Here is a 20,077-nt window from a genome sequence, read left to right as displayed (position 1 = left end):
AGCCTCCGCGCCCGCCGGACCGCCCGCGGAAGCCGAGACCGTCGAGGCTCCCGTGGCCCAGGCGCCCGTCGCGGCCGCCGAGCCGCAGCTCGGTGAGACGACCGAGTCGGCCGAGGAGGCCCCCGACGCCGAGGAAGCGGCTCCGCGCCGCAGCCGCCGCCGCGCCACCCGCCGGGTGTCCGCGCCCGCCCGTGCGACCGAGGCCGCCGAGGCGTCTACGGAGGCGTCCGTGACCGTCGAGGCGTCCATGACCGTCGAGGCCGAGCCGGCCGTCACCGAGGGCTCCGCCGCGCCGGAGGCGGAGCCGGTCGCCGAGGAGGCCGCCCCGCGTCGCAGCCGCAGGCGGGTGGCCCGCAAGGCCGCCATCGGATTCTCCGAGCCCGCGCAGTCGGCCGCCGACGAGGCACCCGAGAGCGTGCAGCGGCCCGCGCGACCCGCCGTCGCCGTCTTCCAGGCGCCGGTGTTCAACCAGCCGATGTTCCAGACCCCCGAGCGAGCCGCCGCAGCCGCGGCCGCCGAGGCCGCGGAACTGGAGGAGGCGGAGGACGAGTCCGCCGCGCCGCGTCGCCGCCGTCGCCGCCGGGGTGGTGACGAGGAGCTCGTCGCCGCGACGCCCGAGACCACCGACGAGGTGGAGGAGGCCGAGGAGCCGGAGGAGTCCGCCGAGGACGAGGAGCCCGAGGAGACCGGCTCCCGCCGGCGCCGTCGTCGTGGGGGCCGTCGTCGCCGCCGTGGTGAGGCGGCCGAGGGTGAGTCCGCGCATGGTGACGAGTCCGACGAACTCACCGCCGAACAGGCCGAGCAGGACGCCGAGGACACCGCCGAGCAGCTCGAGGAGGACGCCGAGGAGGCGGAGGAGGACGAGCACGGCGAGGAGCCGTCGGCCGGCTCCAGCGCCAGCAGCCGTCGCCGCCGTCGGCGTCGCCGCCGGGCCGGTGACGCGGCGGTCGACGGCGAGTCGTCGTCCGACGACCCGGAGCGCACGGTCGTCAAGGTCCGCGAGCCCCGCAAGAAGGACGAGCGGCCCGGTGACGGCACCGACGAGGTGCAGTCCATCAAGGGCTCGACCCGCCTCGAGGCCAAGAAGCAGCGCCGCCGCGAGGGGCGCGAGCAGGGCCGCCGCCGTGTCCCGATCATCACCGAGGCCGAGTTCCTGGCCCGGCGGGAGGCCGTCGAGCGCGTGATGGTCGTCCGCCAGAGCGGCGAGCGCACGCAGATCGGCGTCCTCGAGGACGGCGTGCTCGTCGAGCACTACGTCAACAAGGAGCAGTCGACCTCCTACGTCGGCAATGTGTACCTCGGCAAGGTGCAGAACGTCCTGCCGTCGATGGAGGCCGCCTTCATCGACATCGGCAAGGGGCGTAACGCCGTCCTGTACGCCGGTGAGGTCAACTTCGAGGCGCTCGGGCTCGCCAACGGCCCGCGGCGCATCGAGTCCGCCCTGAAGTCCGGTCAGTCCGTCCTCGTCCAGGTGACGAAGGACCCGATCGGCCACAAGGGCGCCCGCCTGACCAGCCAGGTCTCACTGCCCGGCCGTTACCTGGTCTACGTGCCCGAGGGCTCGATGACCGGTATCAGCCGCAAGCTGCCGGACACCGAGCGGGCCCGGCTGAAGACGATCCTCAAGAAGATCGTTCCCGATGACGCCGGCGTCATCGTGCGCACCGCCGCCGAGGGCGCGAGCGAGGAGGAGCTGCGCCGGGACGTCGAGCGGCTGCAGGCGCAGTGGGAGGACATCCAGAAGAAGTCGAAGAACGGCAACGCCCCGACGCTGCTGTACGGCGAGCCGGACATGACCGTCCGCGTCGTGCGCGACATCTTCAACGAGGACTTCTCCAAGGTCATCGTCAGCGGTGACGAGGGATGGGAGACCATCCACGGATACGTCTCCCATGTCGCCCCCGACCTGGCTGAACGCCTGCAGAGGTGGACCTCCGAGGTCGACGTCTTCGCCGCGTACCGGATCGACGAGCAGCTCGCCAAGGCGCTGGACCGCAAGGTCTGGCTGCCCAGCGGCGGTTCGCTGGTGATCGACCGGACCGAGGCGATGGTCGTCGTCGACGTCAACACCGGAAAGTTCACCGGTCAGGGCGGCAACCTCGAGGAGACCGTCACCAGGAACAACCTGGAGGCGGCCGAGGAGATCGTCCGCCAGCTGCGGCTGCGCGACCTCGGCGGCATCATCGTCATCGACTTCATCGACATGGTGCTCGAGTCCAACCGGGATCTGGTGCTGCGGCGCCTGCTGGAGTGCCTGGGCCGGGACCGCACCAAGCACCAGGTCGCCGAGGTGACCTCGCTGGGCCTCGTCCAGATGACGCGCAAGCGGGTCGGACAGGGGCTGCTGGAGTCGTTCTCCGAGACCTGCGTCCACTGCAACGGCCGCGGTGTGATCGTGCACATGGACCATGCGCCCGCCGCACCGGGCGCCGGCAAGCGCAGGAAGCGCGGCCGGGGCGCTGCCGAGACCGAGACGCACGAAGCGGCGGTCACGGAGACCGAGGAGATCGCGGAGGCCGAGGAGACCGAGGCCGAGGTGGCCGCCGAGGCCGCGGCACCCGTCGCGATGCCGGAGCCCGAGTTCGCCCCGGACGAGGAGCTGTACAGCAGCGTCGCCGAAGCCGAGGCGGCCGCCTCCCGTGGCCGCACGCGGCGCAGGGCGACCCGTCGGGCGTCAGCTCCCGCGGGTACCCCGCGGACCGAGGAGCGTGCGCCGAAGTCCCGTACGGACGAGCGTGCGCCGAAGTCGCGGCACGACGCCGACGCGGAGTCGGCGGCGGTCGAGGACCTGGTCGTCGAGGCGCACCCCGCGCCGGCCGAGGAGGAGGCCGCGCCCAAGGGCCGTACGCGCCGTCGTGCGACCCGCAAGGTGTCGGCGCCCGCCGGTCCGCCCCCGGAGTCCGTGGTGACGGTCTCCGAGGCCGAGCCACAGGCCGAGGCTCCGGCCGAACCCGCCGCGGAGCGGGCCGCCGAGCAGGTCGAGGCGCCCGCCGAGAGCGCCGCCCCGGCCCGCCCTCGCCGCCGCGCCGTGCGCAAGGCCACCGCGCCCACCTCGTCCGAGGAGATGGCGGTCGTCGTCGTCCCCGCGGCCGAGGCAGCCGCGGAGGGCGAGGGTCCGGCTGAGGCCGAGGTGTCGGCGCCCGCCAAGAAGGCGGCGCGCACGACCGCCAAGAAGGCAACGGCGAAGAAGGCCGCCACCAAGAAGACGACGGCCAAGAAGGCGGCGGCGAAGAAGACCGCCGCGAAGAAGACGACGGCCAAGAAGGCGGCGGCGAAGAAGACGGCGGCGAAGAAGACGGCGGCGGCCGAGCAGCAGGCTCAGCCGGCGGTCTCGGTCACCACGGAGGACTGACCCGGCCCTCACCCTTTGAGGGCGCCGCGAGCGAAGAAGCGCGGGACACCGGTGAATGGACGGTGTCCCGCGCTTTTTTGTGCGCTGTCGCGCCTTTACATAAAGTGATTGTTTCGTTGCCGGTTGTGATCCGGAGTGAGTCAAGCCGCAGTATCTCGGTCGTAACCGCGGGGAAAAACCCCGTTCCTTTGCTGGTAATCTGACCCCGGCCCTGGCGTTGGCTTGTGTTGACGATGTGCACGCCGGGCCACAGCCGATGTGCCCGCACGCTCCTTGTCGCCCGCACACCGGCTGTCCTTTCGCACGGGTCTTTCAGGGGGGAAGGGCCTCCGCGGAAAGCCGTTCGCCGTCACCAGACATGGGCGAACTGTCAGGGAAGCGGACACGCGCGCACGGCGCGGTCCCTTTCCGACCCACGCAACGTGGTGCGCCCTCGAGGTCGCCGAAGAGGAGGGGGATGTCGTGTCCGACACCCACGAGCCGATACCTGCCGCCAGACCTGTGATCGGCGATGAGGAGATCGAGGCCGCGGTACGCGTCCTGCGCAGTGGCAGGGTGGTACAGGGTCCCGAGGTGGCCGCCTTCGAGGCGGAGTTCGCCGAGTTGGTGGACATGCGGCACTGCGTCGCCGTCAACTCCGGCACCTCGGCGCTGCACTTGACCCTGCTCGCTCTCGGCCTCGGGCCGGGCGACGAGGTCATCGTGCCGTCGTTCTCCTTCGCCGCTTCCGCCAACGCCGTGCGGCTCGTCGGCGCCGACGTGGTCTTCGCCGACATCGAGCCCGACAGCTTCTGCCTGGACCCGGCAGCGGTCGAGGCCGCCATCACGCCGCGCACCGCCGCGATCATGCCGGTCCACCTGTACGGCCACCCTGCGGCGATGGACCGGATCATGGCCATTGCCGAACGGCACGGCCTGGCCGTGGTGGAGGACGCCTGCCAGGCGCACGCGGCGGCGCTGCACGGCACGCCGGTGGGGGCCTTCGGCGCCGCCGGGACGTTCAGCTTCTACCCGACCAAGAACATGCACAGCCTCGAAGGCGGCATGGTCACCACCGCCGACGCAGAGATCGCCCGCACCCTGCGCCTGCTGCGCAACCAGGGCATGGAGCAGCGCTACGCCAACGAGATCGTCGGTGCCAACATGCGCATGACGGACGTCTCCGCCGCGATCGGCCGGGTCCAGCGCGCCAAGCTCGCGGGCTGGACCGAGCAGCGCATCGCCAACGCCGCGTACCTGACCGAGCACATCACCGCGCCGAACGTGGTGACGCCGCGGGTCGCCGAGGGCGCCCGGCACGTCTACCACCAGTACACCGTGCGGGTGCGGGGCGACCGCGACGCCGCCATGGCACGCCTCGCCGAGGCCGGCGTGGGCAACGCCGTGTACTATCCGACCCCGATCCACCGGCTGAAGCCGTACTGGGAGCCGGACCAGAAGGCCGGTCGCGTCTGGGACCTGCCCGAGACCGAGCGCGCGGCCGCCGAGGTCGTGTCGCTGCCCGTGCATCCCGCCCTGTCCGGGCAGGACCTCGAGCGGATCGTGTCCGCGGTGAACGCCCTGGGAGAGCAGCTGTGACCGCCGCCAGAGCCCTGCGGGCCGGACTCGTCGGCCTCGGTTCCATGGGGCGTCATCACGCCCGCGTCCTGTCCGGTCTGGAGGGCGTCGAGTTCGTCGGTGCCGTCGACCCGATGGGCGACAAGCACGGGGCGGTCCAGAGCGCACCCGTCCTGAACACCGTCGACGAACTCCTCGCCATGGGCATCGACTACGCCGTCGTGGCCTGCCCCACGGCCCTGCACGAGGAGGTCGGTCTGCAGCTCGCCGAGGCCGGCGTCTGTGCCCTGGTCGAGAAGCCGGTCGCCGCCACCGTGGAAGGGGCGCGCCGTCTCGTGGACGCCTTCGAATCGCGCGGCCTGGTGGCCGGCGTCGGGCACATCGAGCGGTGCAACCCCGCGCTGCGCTCGTTGCGGGCGCGGCTGGAAGCCGGCGAACTCGGCGACGTCTACCAGGTCGTCACCCGCCGCCAGGGCCCCTTCCCGCACCGCATAGCGGACGTCGGCGTGGTCAAGGACCTGGCCACCCACGACATCGACCTCACCGGCTGGGTGACGGGACGCGAGTACGTGTCCATCGCCGCGCACACCGTCTCCAAGAGCGGTCGCGAGCACGAGGACATGGTCTCCGCGGTCGGCCGTCTCGACGACGGCACCATGGTCAACCACCTGGTCAACTGGCTGAGCCCGCTCAAGGAGCGCTTCACCTCGGTCACCGGCGAGCGCGGCTGCTTCATCGCCGACACCCTCACCGCGGACCTGACGTTCCACTCCAACGCCGCGATGGCAACCGAGTGGGAGGCGCTGCAGGCCTTCCGGGGCGTCTCCGAGGGTGACATGATCCGCTACGCCATCCAGAAGCGCGAACCGCTCCTCGTCGAACACGAACTCTTCCGCGACGCCGTACTCGGCAGGCCCGCCGACATCTGCACTCTGCGTCAGGGCACGCGGACGGTGGAAGTGGCGGCGGCGGTCCTCGAGTCGGCGATGGACGGCAGCACCATTCTTCTCGACCGTGACAGTTGCGGAGCTGTCTGAACGTCCCGACGTACGTCGCCGATGGTCCCCGGCCCGTATGCGTGCAGGGGCGGAATTCCTGTCCCATCCGGAGGAAGCAAGCAATGGAATCCCCTGCCCGCAGGCCTAGGCTCGCGGTCATCGTCGCCAACGGCATCACAGGCGACTCCCGCGTCCAAAAGACCGCGGTCGCGGCGGCGCGAGACGGCTGGGACGTGACCCTGATCGGCCGCAGTGACACCAAGCGTGTCCAGCGGTCGAAGATGGGCCCGATCGACGTGGTCCGGGTACCGGTCGGCGCGGACTATCTGCGCGGGGTGAACGCTCGCAAGGCACACCCCTTGCGAGCGGCCGCGACACAGTTCAATCTCCAGGACCAGGCGGCACTGAACCGCTATACGGCGGCATACCGCGCCTGGGTCCGCCAGAAGTCTGCCGAGAGCAACTGGGCGGGTGCCCCGCGCCGCACGTCCCTCAAGGCGCTGCTGCGAGCCCGCCGGTCCACACACCGGCTGCGGGTCCGCGCGTTCAAGTGGGAGCAGCGGCGCAGGCCCAAGGACCCGGCTCCGGTGGGCGACTGGCGCCACGACTGGCCGCAGGTGGTCGACCTCGATCTTGCTTTCGGCCCGGTGATCGAGGAGATCGAGCCGGACGTCATCCACGCCAACGACGTGACGATGATCGCCACCGCGGCGCTGAGCGCCGCCCGGCTGCGGGCTCGGGGCCGGAAGTGCGCCTGGCTGTACGACGCGCACGAGTACATCAAGGGCGTCGAGTGGCCCAACGCACGCCAGGCCTACGCGCTGCCCGCGCTGGAGGCCGAGTTCATCGGCCGCGCCGACGCCGTCGTCACCGTCTCCACACAGATGGCGGAGCTTCTGAGGGACGACCACAAGCTGACGGAGCTGCCACTGGTCGTGGGCAACTCGCCGGTCCGTGAGGTGATCGGTGCGGGCCGGTCCACCGCGTCGGTCCGTGAGGCCTGCGGTCTCGGCCGCGAGACGCCGCTGATGGTCTACTCGGGCTGGATCGGCCGTGAACGCGGGGTGGACGCCGTCATCGACGGTCTGCCCGAGCTCCCCGGCTTCCATCTCGCCCTGGTGGTGGGCCGGACGACGCCGCTTCTCGAGGAACTCCTCGCGCAGGCCGAGTCCCTCGGTGTACGCGACCGGGTTCACCTGGTGCCCTACGTGCCGCAGCACGAGGTCGCCGACTACCTCTCGTCCGCGGATCTCGGTCTCACGCCCTTCAAGCGCGTGCCCAACTGCGAGGTGTCGCTGCCCACGAAGGTCTCCGAGTACCTCCAGGCGGGGCTGCCGCTGGTGACGAGCGACGTGAAGGTCATCAAGGCGTACGTCGAGGAACACGGCCTGGGCGAGGTGTGGACCTGGGACGATCCGAAAACCTTCGCCGCGGCCGCCGCACGGGCGATGGACAACCGCGACAAGCTCGCCGCGGCGATCACGGAGGATGTCCGCACGGATCTGTCCTGGGAGTCGCAGAGCGGCAGGTTGCTCCAGTTGTACCGCGAGCTGTCGAAGAAGACCCCGCCGGGCCCGCGCCCGGAGGTCTCCTGGACTGTTCACGAGACCCCCGACGCCGTGCGGACCGTGGAGCCCGTCCGCACAGACGGGCAGCCGGCGTGGCGAAGGCTCGGCGACACCCGCGTCAGACTGGGTCTCGGCCCGGCCAACTATGCGGGCCAGGGGGCCGCGTACGCCCAGGCGATCACGCGTCTCGACCCGGACGTGTCCGTCGAGGTCGTGATGAACAAGCGGCCGGAGTCCTTCGACTACCCCGCCGACGTGTACGTGGACGCGACCCGCATGCGTGAGTTGAGCGTCCAGCTCCAGCAGGTGGAGCGCATCGTCGGCCGTTATACGCACCTCCTGGTCGACGCCTTCATGCCCGTCTTCGGCCACCTCAACGGCAAGTCCGTGGACGGCGATCTCGCCGCGCTCAGGCAGGCCCGGATCAAGGTGGCTCTGCTCGGCCACGGCAGCGACATCCGTCATCCGGCCCGGCACATGGAGCGCCACGAGTTCTCGCTCTTCCACGACGCTCCCGAGGGCATCGTGGAGAAACTCCAGGCGAAGGCCGAGCTGAACAGGCGGATAGCGACGGAGGCGGGGCTGCCGCTGTACGTCACCACTCCGGACCTCCTGGAAGACCTGCCGACCGCCACCTGGGCGCCGCTGGTCGTGGACGTCGCCGGCTGGGCCACCGACAGTCCGGTCATGGAGCGCGAGCGCCCGCTGGTACTGCACGCTCCGTCGAAGCGGTGGACCAAGGGCACGGACCGGATCATGCCGGTGCTCACCGAACTCCACGACGCGGGTCTCATCGAGTTCAGGCTCGCCGAAGGCGTCCCGTGGGCCGAGATGCGTCAGCTGGTGCAGAGCTGTGACCTGGTGCTCGACCAGTTCACGACCGGAAGTTACGGCACGTTCGCGGTGGAGGCGATGGCTGCGGGCAAGCCCGTCGTCGGCCACATCAGCAACGGAGTGCAGGCCGCGACGGATGGGGCCTTGCCCATCGTCAACGCCACCCCGGACACCCTCCGCGAGGTCATTCGATCCCTGGTCGACGACCGGGAGGGCACGGCACTGATCGGTCGGCAGTCCGTCGAGTTCGCCCGCACTTACCACGACGGAAGCTGGACCGTACAGGTCCTGAGCGATTTCCTGAAGTGACCGGTTCAGAGAGGCTTTTTATGGAAGCGCAGAGCGCCGATGCGTCCCGGCCGTCCAAGGGCCGAGTCGTCATGCTCGTCGACAACAAGGTCGACGGCGACTCGCGGGTGCAGAAGGCCGCCGAGTCTGCCGCGGCAGCCGGCTGGGACGTGGTGCTGCTCGGTCTTGTCCGGTCCGGCGGCGGGCGCACCTGGAAGCTTGGGGACGCCGAGGTCCGGCTGCTGCCGCTGAAGACCCCGCTGTCCAAGCGGCATGCCGAGCGGCACCGCTCGCCGCTGCGCCGCCCGCTCGCCTATCCGCCGGGTCCGATGGCCGCCTACCGCCGGCAATGGGTCAAGGCATGGCGGGCCGATCTGGCCACCCGACGGGCGGCACTCAAGGTGGCACCCGCCGCGGTCGGCACTCCGCTGTTCCGGAAGGCCGAGAGGCTCCGTCTGACGGTGGCCGGCCCGGTCTCCAGGTTCATGCAGAAGTGGGTCGAGTTCCGCGCCCACCAGACCAGCCAGGCGCAGCGGGCCGGCCGCGCCCTGCGTGGCCCGATCGACCGTGCCTTCACCGCCGTCTGGAAGGGCGTCAAGGGCAAGCGGGCCTGGCGCCGCCTCGAACCCGTACTGTTGGACTACGAGCTGACGTACGGCAAGGAGATCGACGCCCTCAAACCCGACCTCATCCACGCCAACGACTTTCGGATGCTCGGGGTGGGCGCCCGCGCGACCGTGCGGGCGCGTGCCGCGGGCCGTTCGGTCAAACTGGTGTGGGACGCTCACGAGTTCCTGCCCGGTGTACGACCGTGGGAGGACAACGCGCACTGGATCCCCGGCAACACGGCGCACGAGAGCGAGTACGCTCCGTACGCCGACGCCGTGGTCACGGTCTCCGAGGGGCTGGGCGACCTGCTGCGGGAGCGGCACGGGCTCAAGGAACAGCCGACTGTTGTTCTCAACGCACCCGACCGTCCCGTGGAGCGGGACCCGGTGATCGAGGACGCCGAGCCTGAGCCGGACCTGCGCGAGCTGTGCGGGATCGGTCCGGACGTGCCGCTGGTCGTCTACAGTGGCTCGCCCGGCCCGCAGCGTGGTCTCGGCGACATGGTGGAGGCACTGCCCGAACTGAACGGTGTCCACATGGCGTTCGTCGTCCCGTCCCCGGCGGCCGCCTACATCCAGGGTCTGCTCCGCCGTGCGCAGGAGCTCGGCGTCGGCGACCGGCTGCACGCCGTTCCCTATGTCCAGCACTGGCAGGTAGTGCGCTTCCTGTCCGCGGCGGATGTCGGCTGCATCCCCATCCACCACTGGCCGAACCACGAGATAGCACTGATCACGAAGTTCTTCGAGTACTCGCACGCTCGGCTGCCGCTGGTTGTCAGCGATGTCAAGACCATGTCCGAGATGACCCGTTCCACGGGCCAGGGCGAGATCTTCCGGGCTGAAGACGTTGACGACCTCGTACGGGCCGTCAAGGCCGTGCTGGCCGACCCGAAGAAGTACCAAGCCGCCTACGGCAAGCCGGGGTTGCTCGACACCTGGACCTGGGAGGCGCAGGCCGAGGTCCTTGACGCGCTCTACTCCCGTCTGGTCCTGGAGATCCCGAGGGAGAGATCATGAGTGCGTCTCCCGACGTCAGCGTCGTCGTCGCCGTCTACAACACGATGCCGTACCTGACGGAGTGTCTGAACTCCCTGATCGGGCAGAGCATCGGCCGGGACCGGCTGGAGATCGTCGCGGTCGACGACGGTTCCACTGACGACAGCGGCCGCGAGCTCGACCGCTTCGCGGCACGGTACCCGGACACCGTCAAGGTGATCCACCAGGCCAACTCCGGTGGCCCGGCCGCGCCCAGCAACCGGGCGCTGGACGTCGCCACGGGCCGGTACGTCTACTTCATCGGCTCCGACGACCACCTCGGCGAGGAAGCGCTGGAGCGCCTGGTGGCCTGCGCCGACAAACACGGTTCGGACGTCGTCGTCGGCAAAATGGTCGGCACGAACGGCCGGTACGTCCACCAGGCGCTCTTCAAGGAGAGCAATCCGGACGTCAGCCTCTACGACTCCGCCCTGCCCTTCACGCTCGCCAACACCAAGCTGTTCAGACGGGAACTGGTCGAACAGCACGAGCTGCGCTTCCCCGAGCACCTGCCCGTGGGCAGCGACCAGCCGTTCACCATCGAGGCCTGCGTACGCGCCCGGAAGATCTCGGTGGTGGCCGACTACACCTGCTATTACGCGGTCAAGCGGGGCGACGCCAGCAACATCACCTACCGGGCGGATCACCTCGCCCGACTGCACTGCACCGCCGAGATCATGGACTTCACGGCCGGGCTCATCGAGGAGGGCCCGCGGCGCGACGCCGTCCTGCGCCGCCACTTCACCTGGGAACTGGCCAAGCTCGTCCAGGACGACTTCCCCGCCCTGGACCACGCCCTGCAGAAGGACATCTGCGCGGGCATCGGGAAGCTCGCCGACGCCTACTTCACCGCCGGCATCCGCGACGCCATGGACGTCAAGCGACGCGTGCGCATCGCCCTGGCACAGGTCGGCGCGGGGGAGGAGCTGTGCGAGGCGATCACCTCCGAGAAGGAGAACGGCGCGCCGCCGTTCGTCGTCGAGGGCGACCGCGCCTACGCCCGCTATCCCGGGTTCCGCAGCCCGCTGATCGGCGTGCCCGACCGCGTCTACGAACTTGTGGGCGAGGCGGTTCCGGGGCGGCTCGCCGACGGCACAGAACTGCTCGTCTCCGCTTGGGAGCAGGAGGGCCATGACATCACGTACACGTCGTCCGTGAGGGTGCCTGTCCTCGGTGACGTGGACAGTGCCGTCCTACGGCTGACCGAGGGCGCCATGCCCAAGTCGGCGGACAAGGCCGGGGCACGCAGACTGCCTGCCGGCCACAGCCTGCCGCAGCCGGAGGGCACCTTCAGCCGGGAGCTCGCCGAGGACGGCGCCGCCACCGTGCTGCACGCGCGCCTGCCGCTGGACCGGCGCACCGTCAAGCGGGGCGTCCGCGTGTACCTGGACCTCGCGGGCTCGACCTACGAGATCCCTGTGAAGGGCAAGGGCAAGCCCATGCCGCTGGCCCGTCGGTGGGGTTCCTACGAGGACCCGTACCGGGCGTCGGCCGTGGTGAACCCCAAGGGGCGTGTGGTTGTCGACACCGCCCAGATGTATCCGCCGAAGAAGCCGTTCCTCTCCCGGGCGAAGTCGGCCCTCGCCCGCCGCCTGAAGTCCCGCCTCGGCTCCAAAAGGAAGTAACGACCGTCCATGAACATCTGTGTAGTAGCGCTCGGCAAGATCGGACTTCCGCTTGCCGTGCAGTTCGCTTCCAAGGGCCATCGGGTCATCGGCGCGGACGTCAACGAGAGGGTCGTCGAGCTGGTCAACGCCGGCGCCGAGCCGTTCCCCGGTGAGCACGACCTGGACGTCAAGCTCAAGCAGGCCGTCGACGCCGGTCTGCTGAGCGCGACCACGGACACGGCGGACGCGGTCGCCCGGTCCGAGGCCGTCGTCGTGGTCGTCCCGCTGTTCGTGGACGCCGAGGGCGTGCCGGACTTCGGCTGGATGGACGCGGCGACGAAGGCGATCGCCCAGGGCCTCAAGCCCGGCACCCTCGTCTCCTACGAGACCACGCTGCCGGTCGGCACCACCCGCACCCGCTGGGCACCGATGCTGGCCGAGGGCTCGGGCCTGACCCCGGGTGAGGACTTCCACCTGGTCTTCTCGCCGGAGCGGGTCCTCACAGGCCGTGTCTTCGCCGATCTGCGCCGCTACCCGAAGCTGGTCGGCGGCATCGACGAGGCCTCGACCGCCCGCGGCGTGGAGTTCTACGAGTCGGTCCTCGACTTCGACGCCCGCGACGACCTGCCGCGGCCGAACGGCGTCTGGGACCTGGGCACGGCGGAGGCGTCGGAGCTCGCCAAGCTCGCCGAGACCACCTACCGCGACGTCAACATCGGCCTGGCCAACCAGTTCGCGCGCTTCGCCGACAGCAACGGCATCGACGTCAAGAAGGTCATCGAGGCCTGCAACTCGCAGCCGTACAGCCACATCCACCAGCCGGGCATCGCGGTCGGCGGCCACTGCATCCCGATCTACCCGCGGATGTACCTGTGGAACGACCCACAGGCGACCGTCGTGCGCTCCGCCCGCGAGGCGAACGCCGCGATGCCGGAGTACGCCGTGGACCTGCTGGCGGCCGCGTACGGCGACCTGACCGGGGTGAACGTCCTCGTGCTGGGCGCGGCCTACCGCGGCGGCGTGAAGGAGACCGCGTTCTCGGGCGTCTTCCCGACCGTCGAGGCGCTCAAGGCGCGCGGTGCCGTCCCCTTCGTCTCGGACCCGATGTACACGGCCGGGGAACTGGCCGCACACGGTCTCACCCCGCACCAGGGTGAGAAGGTCACCGCGGCGATCCTGCAGGCCGACCACGCCGAGTACCGCGAGCTGACCCCCGCCGACCTCCCGGACGTCACGGTCCTGGTCGACGGACGGCGTACGACCGACCCCGAGGCCTGGAAGGGCGTGCGGAGAGTTGTCATCGGCGGCTGACGCCCGCCTGTACGGAAAGGGCCCGTCCGGTATCCGGACGGGCCCTTTCCGTACAGGCGGGCGTTCCGTTTCAGGCAACTGCCTCCCGCTTGCGGGACTCCCTCTCCAGGGCGGTGCGCAGCCATCGCTGGAACGGCTTCTCCACGAATCGGTGGACGAGCCAGGACAGCACGAGCAGCAGCACCGTGGTGATGCCCAGCGTCGCCCATGACCCCACATGCCCGTACAGCGTGCGGATCATCGCCCAGCCCAGCTCCTCGTGGAGGAGATAGAGCGGGTAGACCAGAGCGCCGGCCGTGGCCAGCCACTTCCAGCCGATGCGGTCGAGCTTGTGCAGGGCGACCGCGAGGACCAGCAGGTAGAAGACGGTGACCAGGGCGAGCGCAATGTAGGGGTCACGATCCATGCCCTTGTCGTGCCGCAGATGGTCGGCGTGCTGCACCAGGTCGCTCTGCATCACCAACCAGCTCGCGCCCAGCAGGCCCCAGAGCTTGAGATCCGGGCCGAACCGGTACATCAGATACATGGCTATGCCGGAGACGAACAGCGCGGTGTTCAGCGGCTGGGCGAAGATCCCGAGCAGCGGCACGTCGTCCTGCTGCACCAGGACGCTCGCGAGCAGCCACAACCAGCAGAAGATGGAGACCCGGGTGTAGTCCAGCCCCTTCCAGAGCACGATCAGGAAGATGAGGTAGAAGGTGAGTTCCACCCACAACGTCCAGTAGGCGCCGACGAGGTGTCGGGCGGAGAGCGGTACCTGGAACATCGTGAGGTTGGTCAGCGAATCGCTGATGCTCGGGGCCTTGCGTGCGCCGTCGGGCCGTCCTCGCCAGACGAGGACAGCGACGACGACCGAGAACCAGTAGGCAGGGAACAGACGCAGGAAGCGGGCCCGCACGAACTGGCCCGGCGTCCGGTCCCAGGCGGACAGACAGATGACGAAGCCGCTGATGATGAAGAAGAGTTGGACACCGTACGAGCCGTACGAGGTGATGGGGAAGAGCCAGGGGAACAGGTCCTTGGGGTTGGTGCCCCAGTTCGCCTTTGTCGCCGCGTCCACGCCGGTGAAGTGGAACAGCAGTACGGAGAGCGCCGCCACGACCCTCAGCGCGTCCAGTGCGTAGAGCCGGGTGCCTCGCTCCCGCGCGGGCGCCGCGACCGAGGCACCCGGTCCGAGTTCATCGGATCCGCGTGCGTCCGGCGCCTCCGGCTGAGCCGGCACCATGACATGGGCCTTGGACATGCTCCCCCTTGCTGTTGCCCGTGCACACCGTTTCGGTGTACGTCACCTCATCGCTTCGCGGTGTTCGCGTGCTCCCGGTGAGCATACGGTGCGGGGGGCGGCGAATCCTCGCGCGGGCGGCCTCCCCGTGCTCAGTACGACACGCCTCGGTGCGCGATTTTTTTCATCACCGGTTCAGGAACTGGTCATATGAAAGTCGTCGTATGATCCGGCCCTGGCCACATTACCGAGGCCGGTCGCTCATCGCTCAGGATCCTCACGTGTCCGCTGTCTTCACCGCCGCCACCGCGCCCTCCGCGGCACGGATCGCTGCCATGTGCACCCAGCCGGTCCGCGCCGCCGTCGTCGGTCGGCGGACTGTCTGCCTCACCGTCCTCGCAGGTCGTCCTTCAGGTCACCCTCACCCATCGCTTCGAGATCCCGGAGATCGCCGTCCCGGGCCTGCCCCCGTCGTCGACCGTCACCGGGCATCGGTCCCGGTGACAGAGCTGGAGCTACGCTGTGCCGGTTTCACGGAACTCCGCTGAGCAGTTGATCGGCCTCGCTCGTCCGGTGAGCTCAGGCCTGGCTCGGGCGGGAGCCCCAGCCCTCGGGGCCCGGCTGTTGAACGTACTGGCCCACCGGATACCGGGGCGCAGGCTGAAGGCCGACCTGCTCGTCGAGGCCGCTGAGCTGGAGCTCTCCCGCGGTCTCACCCCCCGCCGCCTCAAGGCGGCCTACGCGGCCGAGCTCGCTTGCGCGGACATGCTGTTGAAGGAGGGGAACAAGGCCGCCGCGACCGCGTCGGCGGCCAAGGCGCTGATGCTGGCGTTTCATCGCGTTCCCCACCTCGACGGGCTGACCTCGCCTCTGGCCGAGGATCCCCAGGGCTTCACGGCCGCGCTCCAGCGCAGCCGCGTCATGCGATTGATGGCGAAGCCGCGCGGCCGCACGGCGCCTGCTGCACCGCCGCCCGACGGCCGGCCTCTTCGGCTGCTCGTCGTCAACCGGGCGAACGCGAACTTCCTCCCGATCATCACTGACTGGTACGAGCGGCACCCCGACGTTGAGGTCCGGACCCTGGACCTGGCCGCCGACCCGGATCTCGCCTCCCTGGCCAAGGGCCTGGGGCGGATGATGGCCCGTGCCGTCGGGGGTCAGGCCGCTTACGGGCGGGCTGCCGAGCAGGCACTGCGACCCTACCTCGACTGGGCCGACACGGTCTTCGTCGACTGGTGTTCGGCCGGTGCGGCCTTCCTGACCTTGGTGGATCCGGGCACCACCCGTGTGGTCGTCCGGCTGCACAGCTTCGAGGCGTTCAGCTACTGGCCGCATGTCATGGATTTCTCGCGTGTCGACGATCTGCTCTTCGTCGGCGCCCATGTGCGGGATCTGACCACGGCAGCGGTACCCCGGCTGCTGGCCGAGGACGCGCCTCGCCTGTCCGTGATCCACAATGCGATGGACCTGTCCTCCTACCGGCGGCCGAAGCATTCTGACGCGCGGTTCACCCTCGGACTGGTGGGCGTCGGACAGGTCGCCAAGGACCCCCGTTGGGCGGTCGAGGTCCTGCGGCTGCTGCGTAAGCAGGACGACCGCTACCGACTGTTGCTCGTCGGCGACGACTTGAACACCGAAATCAGCCCGGCTGTAGGGCGTTACCGTGGTCGGCTGGAGCAGGACCTGGCGAAGCTGGAGGCGTCCGGCGCGGTCCGCCACATCGGACAGACCGACGACGTGCCCGCCGCGCTGGAGGAGGTCGGCACGATCCTCAGCACGTCGGTGCGCGAGAGCTTCCACTGTGCCCTCGTCGAAGGGGCCGCCAGCGGTGCCGTCCCCGTCGTCCGCGACTGGCCTTTCTTCGCGAACGGGGACAACGGCGCCCGGACTCTTTTTCCCCAGGAATGGGTCGTCGGCACGCCCGAGGAGGCGGCACGGCGAATCCTCGGGGTCACCGCCACCGAGGAGACCTGGCTGAAGGCGGGCCACGCGGCCTCGGAACACGCGCTGTCCGCCTGGGACTGGACCGTCGTACGCGACGATTTCGACCGACTGTTCCTCGGCGGTCAAAGGAACCAGTGAGCCGGACCAAGCCCACAGCAACGACGACGCCCGCGGGACGGCAGACCTGCGGACCCGTTGCCGCGGATCAGAGGTCGTAGCCGACGGTGGGGCTATGAGTGGGGACGTCGACGCCATTCATGTAGAAGATGCTGTAGGCGGTTGTTCACCGTTCGCGGCTTTCGCGCACGTGCGACCGCCGGCCGCGCCCGATCCCCTTCAGGGCGCAGGCGCGGCCGGCGGCGATTCGAAGCTTCCGCCCCCAGAGGTCAGGCGTTGCGCTCCGTCAGCGTGCCGTCCTTCTCCTCGTAAAGGCTGCCGGTCCGCGGGCACTCCCACACTCCCGTCTGAGTCGCGTGCTCGACCAGCTTGGCGCCGGTCCTGCCGACCCAGCCGACCCGTCGCGCGGGAACGCCGACGACCAGGGCGAAGTCCGGCACGTCCTTGGTGACGACAGCGCCCGCGGCGACCATCGCCCAGCGGCCGATGCTGATCGGGGCCACGCAGACGGACCGCGCTCCGATCGAGGCACCGTCGGCGATCTTCACACCGACGGCCTCCCAGTCGCCGCCGCGCTTCTGCTTGCCCTCGGGGTCCACGGAGCGCGGGTTGTGGTCGTTGGTGAGGACCACGGCGGGGCCGATGAAGACACCGTCGCCGAGTTCGGCAGGCTCGTAGACGAGCGCGTAGTTCTGCAGCTTGCAGTTGTCGCCCATGCGCACGCCCGTGCCGACGTATGCGCCCCGCCCGATCACACAGCCCTCGCCCAGCCGGGCGCCCTCGCGGATCTGTGCGAGGTCCCACACGCTGCTCCCGGCGCCGATCTCGGCGGACTCGTCGACCTGGGCGCTGGGTTGAACCCTGTAGTTCACTTCGATGCCTTCCGGTGTCTGCGTTCGCCCAGCGAGCATACGGGCGCGGCGGCCGCCCGCAGGTGGCGGGCGCCGATCGGCGGCTTCTCCCGGCCGGGGAGCGAGCGGAAGATCCGGGCACCGAGACCGTTCCCGACTACTCCTTCGTGCTTGATGACGGTGGAGTGACGGGCGACTTCTGATCCGTGGTTCACTCGGGGCCCGGTTTGACCCCTCAAGCCGGGCCCCGTAACCTTGACCGTCGGCGTGTCCACAGACGCGCCACATCCCCGTAAACCTCTTCCTTCCGGGCGCGGGCCGCGACCGGAAGAGGCCGTCCGCGTTGCCGGGTGGCTGGACTGCGGGGGTGCCGTTCCCGAGCGAGAGAGTGAGATCCGCGTGTACGCCATCGTGCGCAGCGGTGGTCGCCAGCACAAGGTTGCTGTCGGCGACATCGTTGAGGTTGACAAGATTTCCACTGCCAAGGTTGGCGACACGGTCGAGCTCTCGGCCCTGCTCGTTGTCGACGGCGACGCTGTGACCAGCGACCCGTGGGTGCTGGCCGGTATCAAGGTCCAGGCCGAGGTCGTGGACCACCACAAGGGCCAGAAGATCGACATTCTGCGCTACAAGAACAAGACCGGTTACCGCCGCCGCCAGGGCCACCGCCAGCAGTACACGGCGATCAAGGTCACGTCGATCCCCACGGCTGCGAAGTAAGGGACTGAGGAGAAATGGCACACAAGAAGGGCGCATCGTCCACCCGGAACGGTCGCGACTCCAACGCCCAGCGGCTCGGCGTAAAGCGCTTCGGCGGTCAGGTCGTGAACGCGGGTGAGATCCTGGTCCGCCAGCGCGGCACCCACTTCCACCCGGGCGCCGGCGTCGGCCGTGGCGGCGACGACACGCTGTTCGCGCTGCAGGCCGGTGCGGTGGAGTTCGGTTCCCACCGTGGCCGCAAGGTTGTGAACATCGTTCCGGTCGCCTGATCATCTGATTCACGGCTTTTCGACCGAACTTTTCGCGAGGCGGACCTCACTTCCCGGTCGGGAAGGCGGGTCCGCCTTTCGCGTGTTGACACGAGACAAATCCGAATTTTCTGGAGGCATTGCACCATGACCACCTTCGTGGACCGCGTCGAACTCCACGTCGCCGCGGGTAACGGAGGCCACGGCTGCGCCTCCGTGCACCGCGAGAAGTTCAAGCCGCTCGGCGGCCCCGACGGCGGCAACGGCGGCCGTGGCGGCGATGTGATCCTCACCGTCGACCAGTCGGTCACCACGCTTCTCGACTACCACCACTCCCCGCACCGCAAGGCCACCAACGGCAAGCCCGGCGAGGGCGGCTTCCGGGCCGGCAAGGACGGCCAGGACCTGGTCCTGCCGGTGCCGGACGGCACGGTCGTGCTCGACAAGGCGGGCAACGTGCTCGCCGACCTGGTCGGTCACGGGACGTCGTACATCGCCGCCCAGGGCGGCCGCGGCGGCCTCGGCAACGCGGCGCTGGCCTCGGCCCGCCGCAAGGCGCCGGGCTTCGCGCTGCTCGGCGTGCCCGGCGACCTGCAGGACATCGTCCTCGAGCTGAAGACGGTCGCGGACGTGGCCCTCGTCGGCTACCCGAGTGCCGGCAAGTCCTCGCTGATCTCCGTGCTCTCCGCGGCCAAGCCGAAGATCGCCGATTATCCGTTCACCACCCTCGTCCCGAACCTGGGTGTGGTCACCGCGGGCTCGACCGTGTACACCATCGCCGACGTCCCGGGACTGATCCCGGGCGCCAGTCAGGGCAAGGGCCTGGGCCTTGAGTTCCTGCGGCACGTCGAGCGGTGCAGCGTGCTCGTGCACGTGCTGGACACGGCCACGCTGGAGTCCGACCGCGACCCCGTCTCCGACCTCGACGTCATCGAGGAGGAGCTGAAGCAGTACGGCGGCCTCGGCAACCGCCCGCGGATGGTCGTCCTGAACAAGATCGACGTACCGGACGGCAAGGACCTGGCCGATATGGTGCGGCCCGACCTGGAGGCGCGCGGATACCGCGTCTTCGAGGTGTCCGCGGTGGCCCACCTCGGGCTGAAGGAGCTGTCGTACGCCCTCGGCGACCTGGTCGCGAAGGCGCGGGCCACCAAGCCGAAGGAGGAGGCGACCCGGATCGTCATCCGGCCGAAGGCCGTCGACGAGGCGGGCTTCACGGTCACGCGCGAGGACGACGGGCTGTTCCGCGTGCGCGGTGAGAAGCCCGAGCGCTGGGTGCGCCAGACCGACTTCAACAACGACGAGGCCGTCGGTTATCTCGCCGACCGGCTCAACCGCCTCGGTGTCGAGGGCGAGCTGATGAAGGCGGGCGCCAGGGCCGGTGACGGTGTCGCCATCGGGCCCGAGGACAACGCGGTCGTCTTCGACTGGGAGCCCACGGTGACCGCGGGCGCGGAGATGCTCGGCCGACGCGGCGAGGACCACCGGTTCGAGGCCCTGCGTCCCGCCGTCCAGCGCCGCCGGGAACGGCAGGCCGAACGGGACGAGGCCCAGCGGGACTTCGACGACTTCGATCCGTTCGAGTGATCTCGTAGCGACGCCGTAGAGCCCTGATGCCCGGGGACGGGACGACCGTCCCCGGGCATCGGCCTGCACACTTCACCCCGTCGTCGGCCGGACCGCCGCAGACCACGCGCGGGGCACACCGACCTTCGGTCGCCCCGTCGGTGAGCGCGTCACTGCGCCCGACTGCTGTGAGCGGAAGGCGTCGCGGGGGAAAGTGAAACGAAAACGCGTGAGAAACGTGTGGAGTTACT

General features: G+C 69.8%; 14 protein-coding genes. 12 read left to right on the top strand and 2 right to left on the bottom strand.

Annotated elements, in window-relative coordinates; genetic code table 11:
- The 7 genes from VXC91_RS20310 to VXC91_RS20280 form a co-directional block, all read left to right on the top strand.
- Nucleotides 1–3,352: Rne/Rng family ribonuclease (locus VXC91_RS20310; protein WP_329508710.1), on the top strand; the 3,352-nt coding region annotated here is incomplete at its 5' end.
- Between the two features lie 462 nt (nt 3,353–3,814).
- A complete protein-coding gene (locus VXC91_RS20305; RefSeq protein WP_329508709.1) occupies nt 3,815–4,930 on the top strand; it encodes a DegT/DnrJ/EryC1/StrS family aminotransferase in 1,116 nt (371 codons plus the stop codon).
- Nucleotides 4,927–5,946, top strand: coding sequence for a Gfo/Idh/MocA family protein (locus VXC91_RS20300; protein WP_329508708.1), 1,020 nt, complete (start codon nt 4,927–4,929; stop codon nt 5,944–5,946). The genes VXC91_RS20305 and VXC91_RS20300 overlap by 4 nt, the downstream gene beginning before the upstream one ends.
- A gap of 83 nt (nt 5,947–6,029) precedes the next feature.
- A complete protein-coding gene (locus VXC91_RS20295; RefSeq protein WP_329508707.1) occupies nt 6,030–8,618 on the top strand; it encodes a glycosyltransferase family 4 protein in 2,589 nt (862 codons plus the stop codon).
- A gap of 20 nt (nt 8,619–8,638) precedes the next feature.
- Nucleotides 8,639–10,222 (top strand): glycosyltransferase family 4 protein, encoded by a 1,584-nt coding sequence (locus VXC91_RS20290; RefSeq protein WP_329508706.1) that lies wholly within the window; start codon nt 8,639–8,641, stop codon nt 10,220–10,222.
- A complete protein-coding gene (locus VXC91_RS20285) occupies nt 10,219–11,865 on the top strand; it encodes a glycosyltransferase family 2 protein (protein ID WP_329508705.1) in 1,647 nt (548 codons plus the stop codon). The genes VXC91_RS20290 and VXC91_RS20285 overlap by 4 nt, the downstream gene beginning before the upstream one ends.
- 9 nt (nt 11,866–11,874) lie before the next feature.
- Nucleotides 11,875–13,158, top strand: coding sequence for a nucleotide sugar dehydrogenase (locus tag VXC91_RS20280; RefSeq protein ID WP_329508704.1), 1,284 nt, complete (start codon nt 11,875–11,877; stop codon nt 13,156–13,158).
- Between the two features lie 70 nt (nt 13,159–13,228).
- Here VXC91_RS20280 and VXC91_RS20275 read toward each other — a convergent pair whose 3' ends face one another.
- Nucleotides 13,229–14,401 carry an acyltransferase family protein gene (locus tag VXC91_RS20275; RefSeq protein ID WP_329508703.1) on the bottom strand — a complete coding sequence of 391 codons (1,173 nt, stop codon included), beginning with the start codon at nt 14,399–14,401 and terminating at the stop codon, nt 13,229–13,231.
- Nucleotides 14,402–14,953: 552 nt separating this feature from the next.
- Between VXC91_RS20275 and VXC91_RS20270 the strand changes: the two genes are divergently transcribed.
- Nucleotides 14,954–16,462, top strand: a complete 1,509-nt coding sequence (locus VXC91_RS20270; protein ID WP_329508702.1) for a glycosyltransferase — start codon at nt 14,954–14,956, stop codon at nt 16,460–16,462.
- Between the two features lie 248 nt (nt 16,463–16,710).
- Here the strand turns inward: VXC91_RS20270 and VXC91_RS20265 are convergent, their stop codons facing one another.
- A complete protein-coding gene (locus VXC91_RS20265; protein WP_329508701.1) occupies nt 16,711–17,313 on the bottom strand; it encodes an acyltransferase in 603 nt (200 codons plus the stop codon).
- A 14-nt stretch (nt 17,314–17,327) separates the two neighbouring features.
- Between VXC91_RS20265 and VXC91_RS20260 the strand changes: the two genes are divergently transcribed.
- From VXC91_RS20260 to obgE, 4 genes are all read left to right on the top strand, one after another.
- The gene (locus VXC91_RS20260) at nt 17,328–17,495 is read left to right on the top strand and encodes a hypothetical protein (protein ID WP_329508700.1); all 168 of its coding nucleotides are present in this window, start codon (nt 17,328–17,330) and stop codon (nt 17,493–17,495) included.
- Nucleotides 17,496–17,691: 196 nt separating this feature from the next.
- A complete protein-coding gene (gene rplU / locus VXC91_RS20255; protein WP_329508699.1) occupies nt 17,692–18,012 on the top strand; it encodes a 50S ribosomal protein L21 in 321 nt (106 codons plus the stop codon).
- Between the two features lie 14 nt (nt 18,013–18,026).
- Nucleotides 18,027–18,281 (top strand): 50S ribosomal protein L27, encoded by a 255-nt coding sequence (gene rpmA / locus VXC91_RS20250; protein ID WP_061922958.1) that lies wholly within the window; start codon nt 18,027–18,029, stop codon nt 18,279–18,281.
- 126 nt (nt 18,282–18,407) lie between these two features.
- Nucleotides 18,408–19,847 (top strand): GTPase ObgE, encoded by a 1,440-nt coding sequence (obgE, locus tag VXC91_RS20245; protein ID WP_329508698.1) that lies wholly within the window; start codon nt 18,408–18,410, stop codon nt 19,845–19,847.
- Nucleotides 19,848–20,077: the final 230 nt, after the last annotated feature.

The organism is Streptomyces chiangmaiensis (assembly GCF_036281785.1).
GTDB classification, from domain to species: Bacteria; Actinomycetota; Actinomycetes; order Streptomycetales; family Streptomycetaceae; genus Streptomyces; species Streptomyces chiangmaiensis.
The sequence above is the reverse complement of the archived record's forward strand: the minus strand, read 5'-3'. Positions and strand labels throughout refer to the sequence as shown.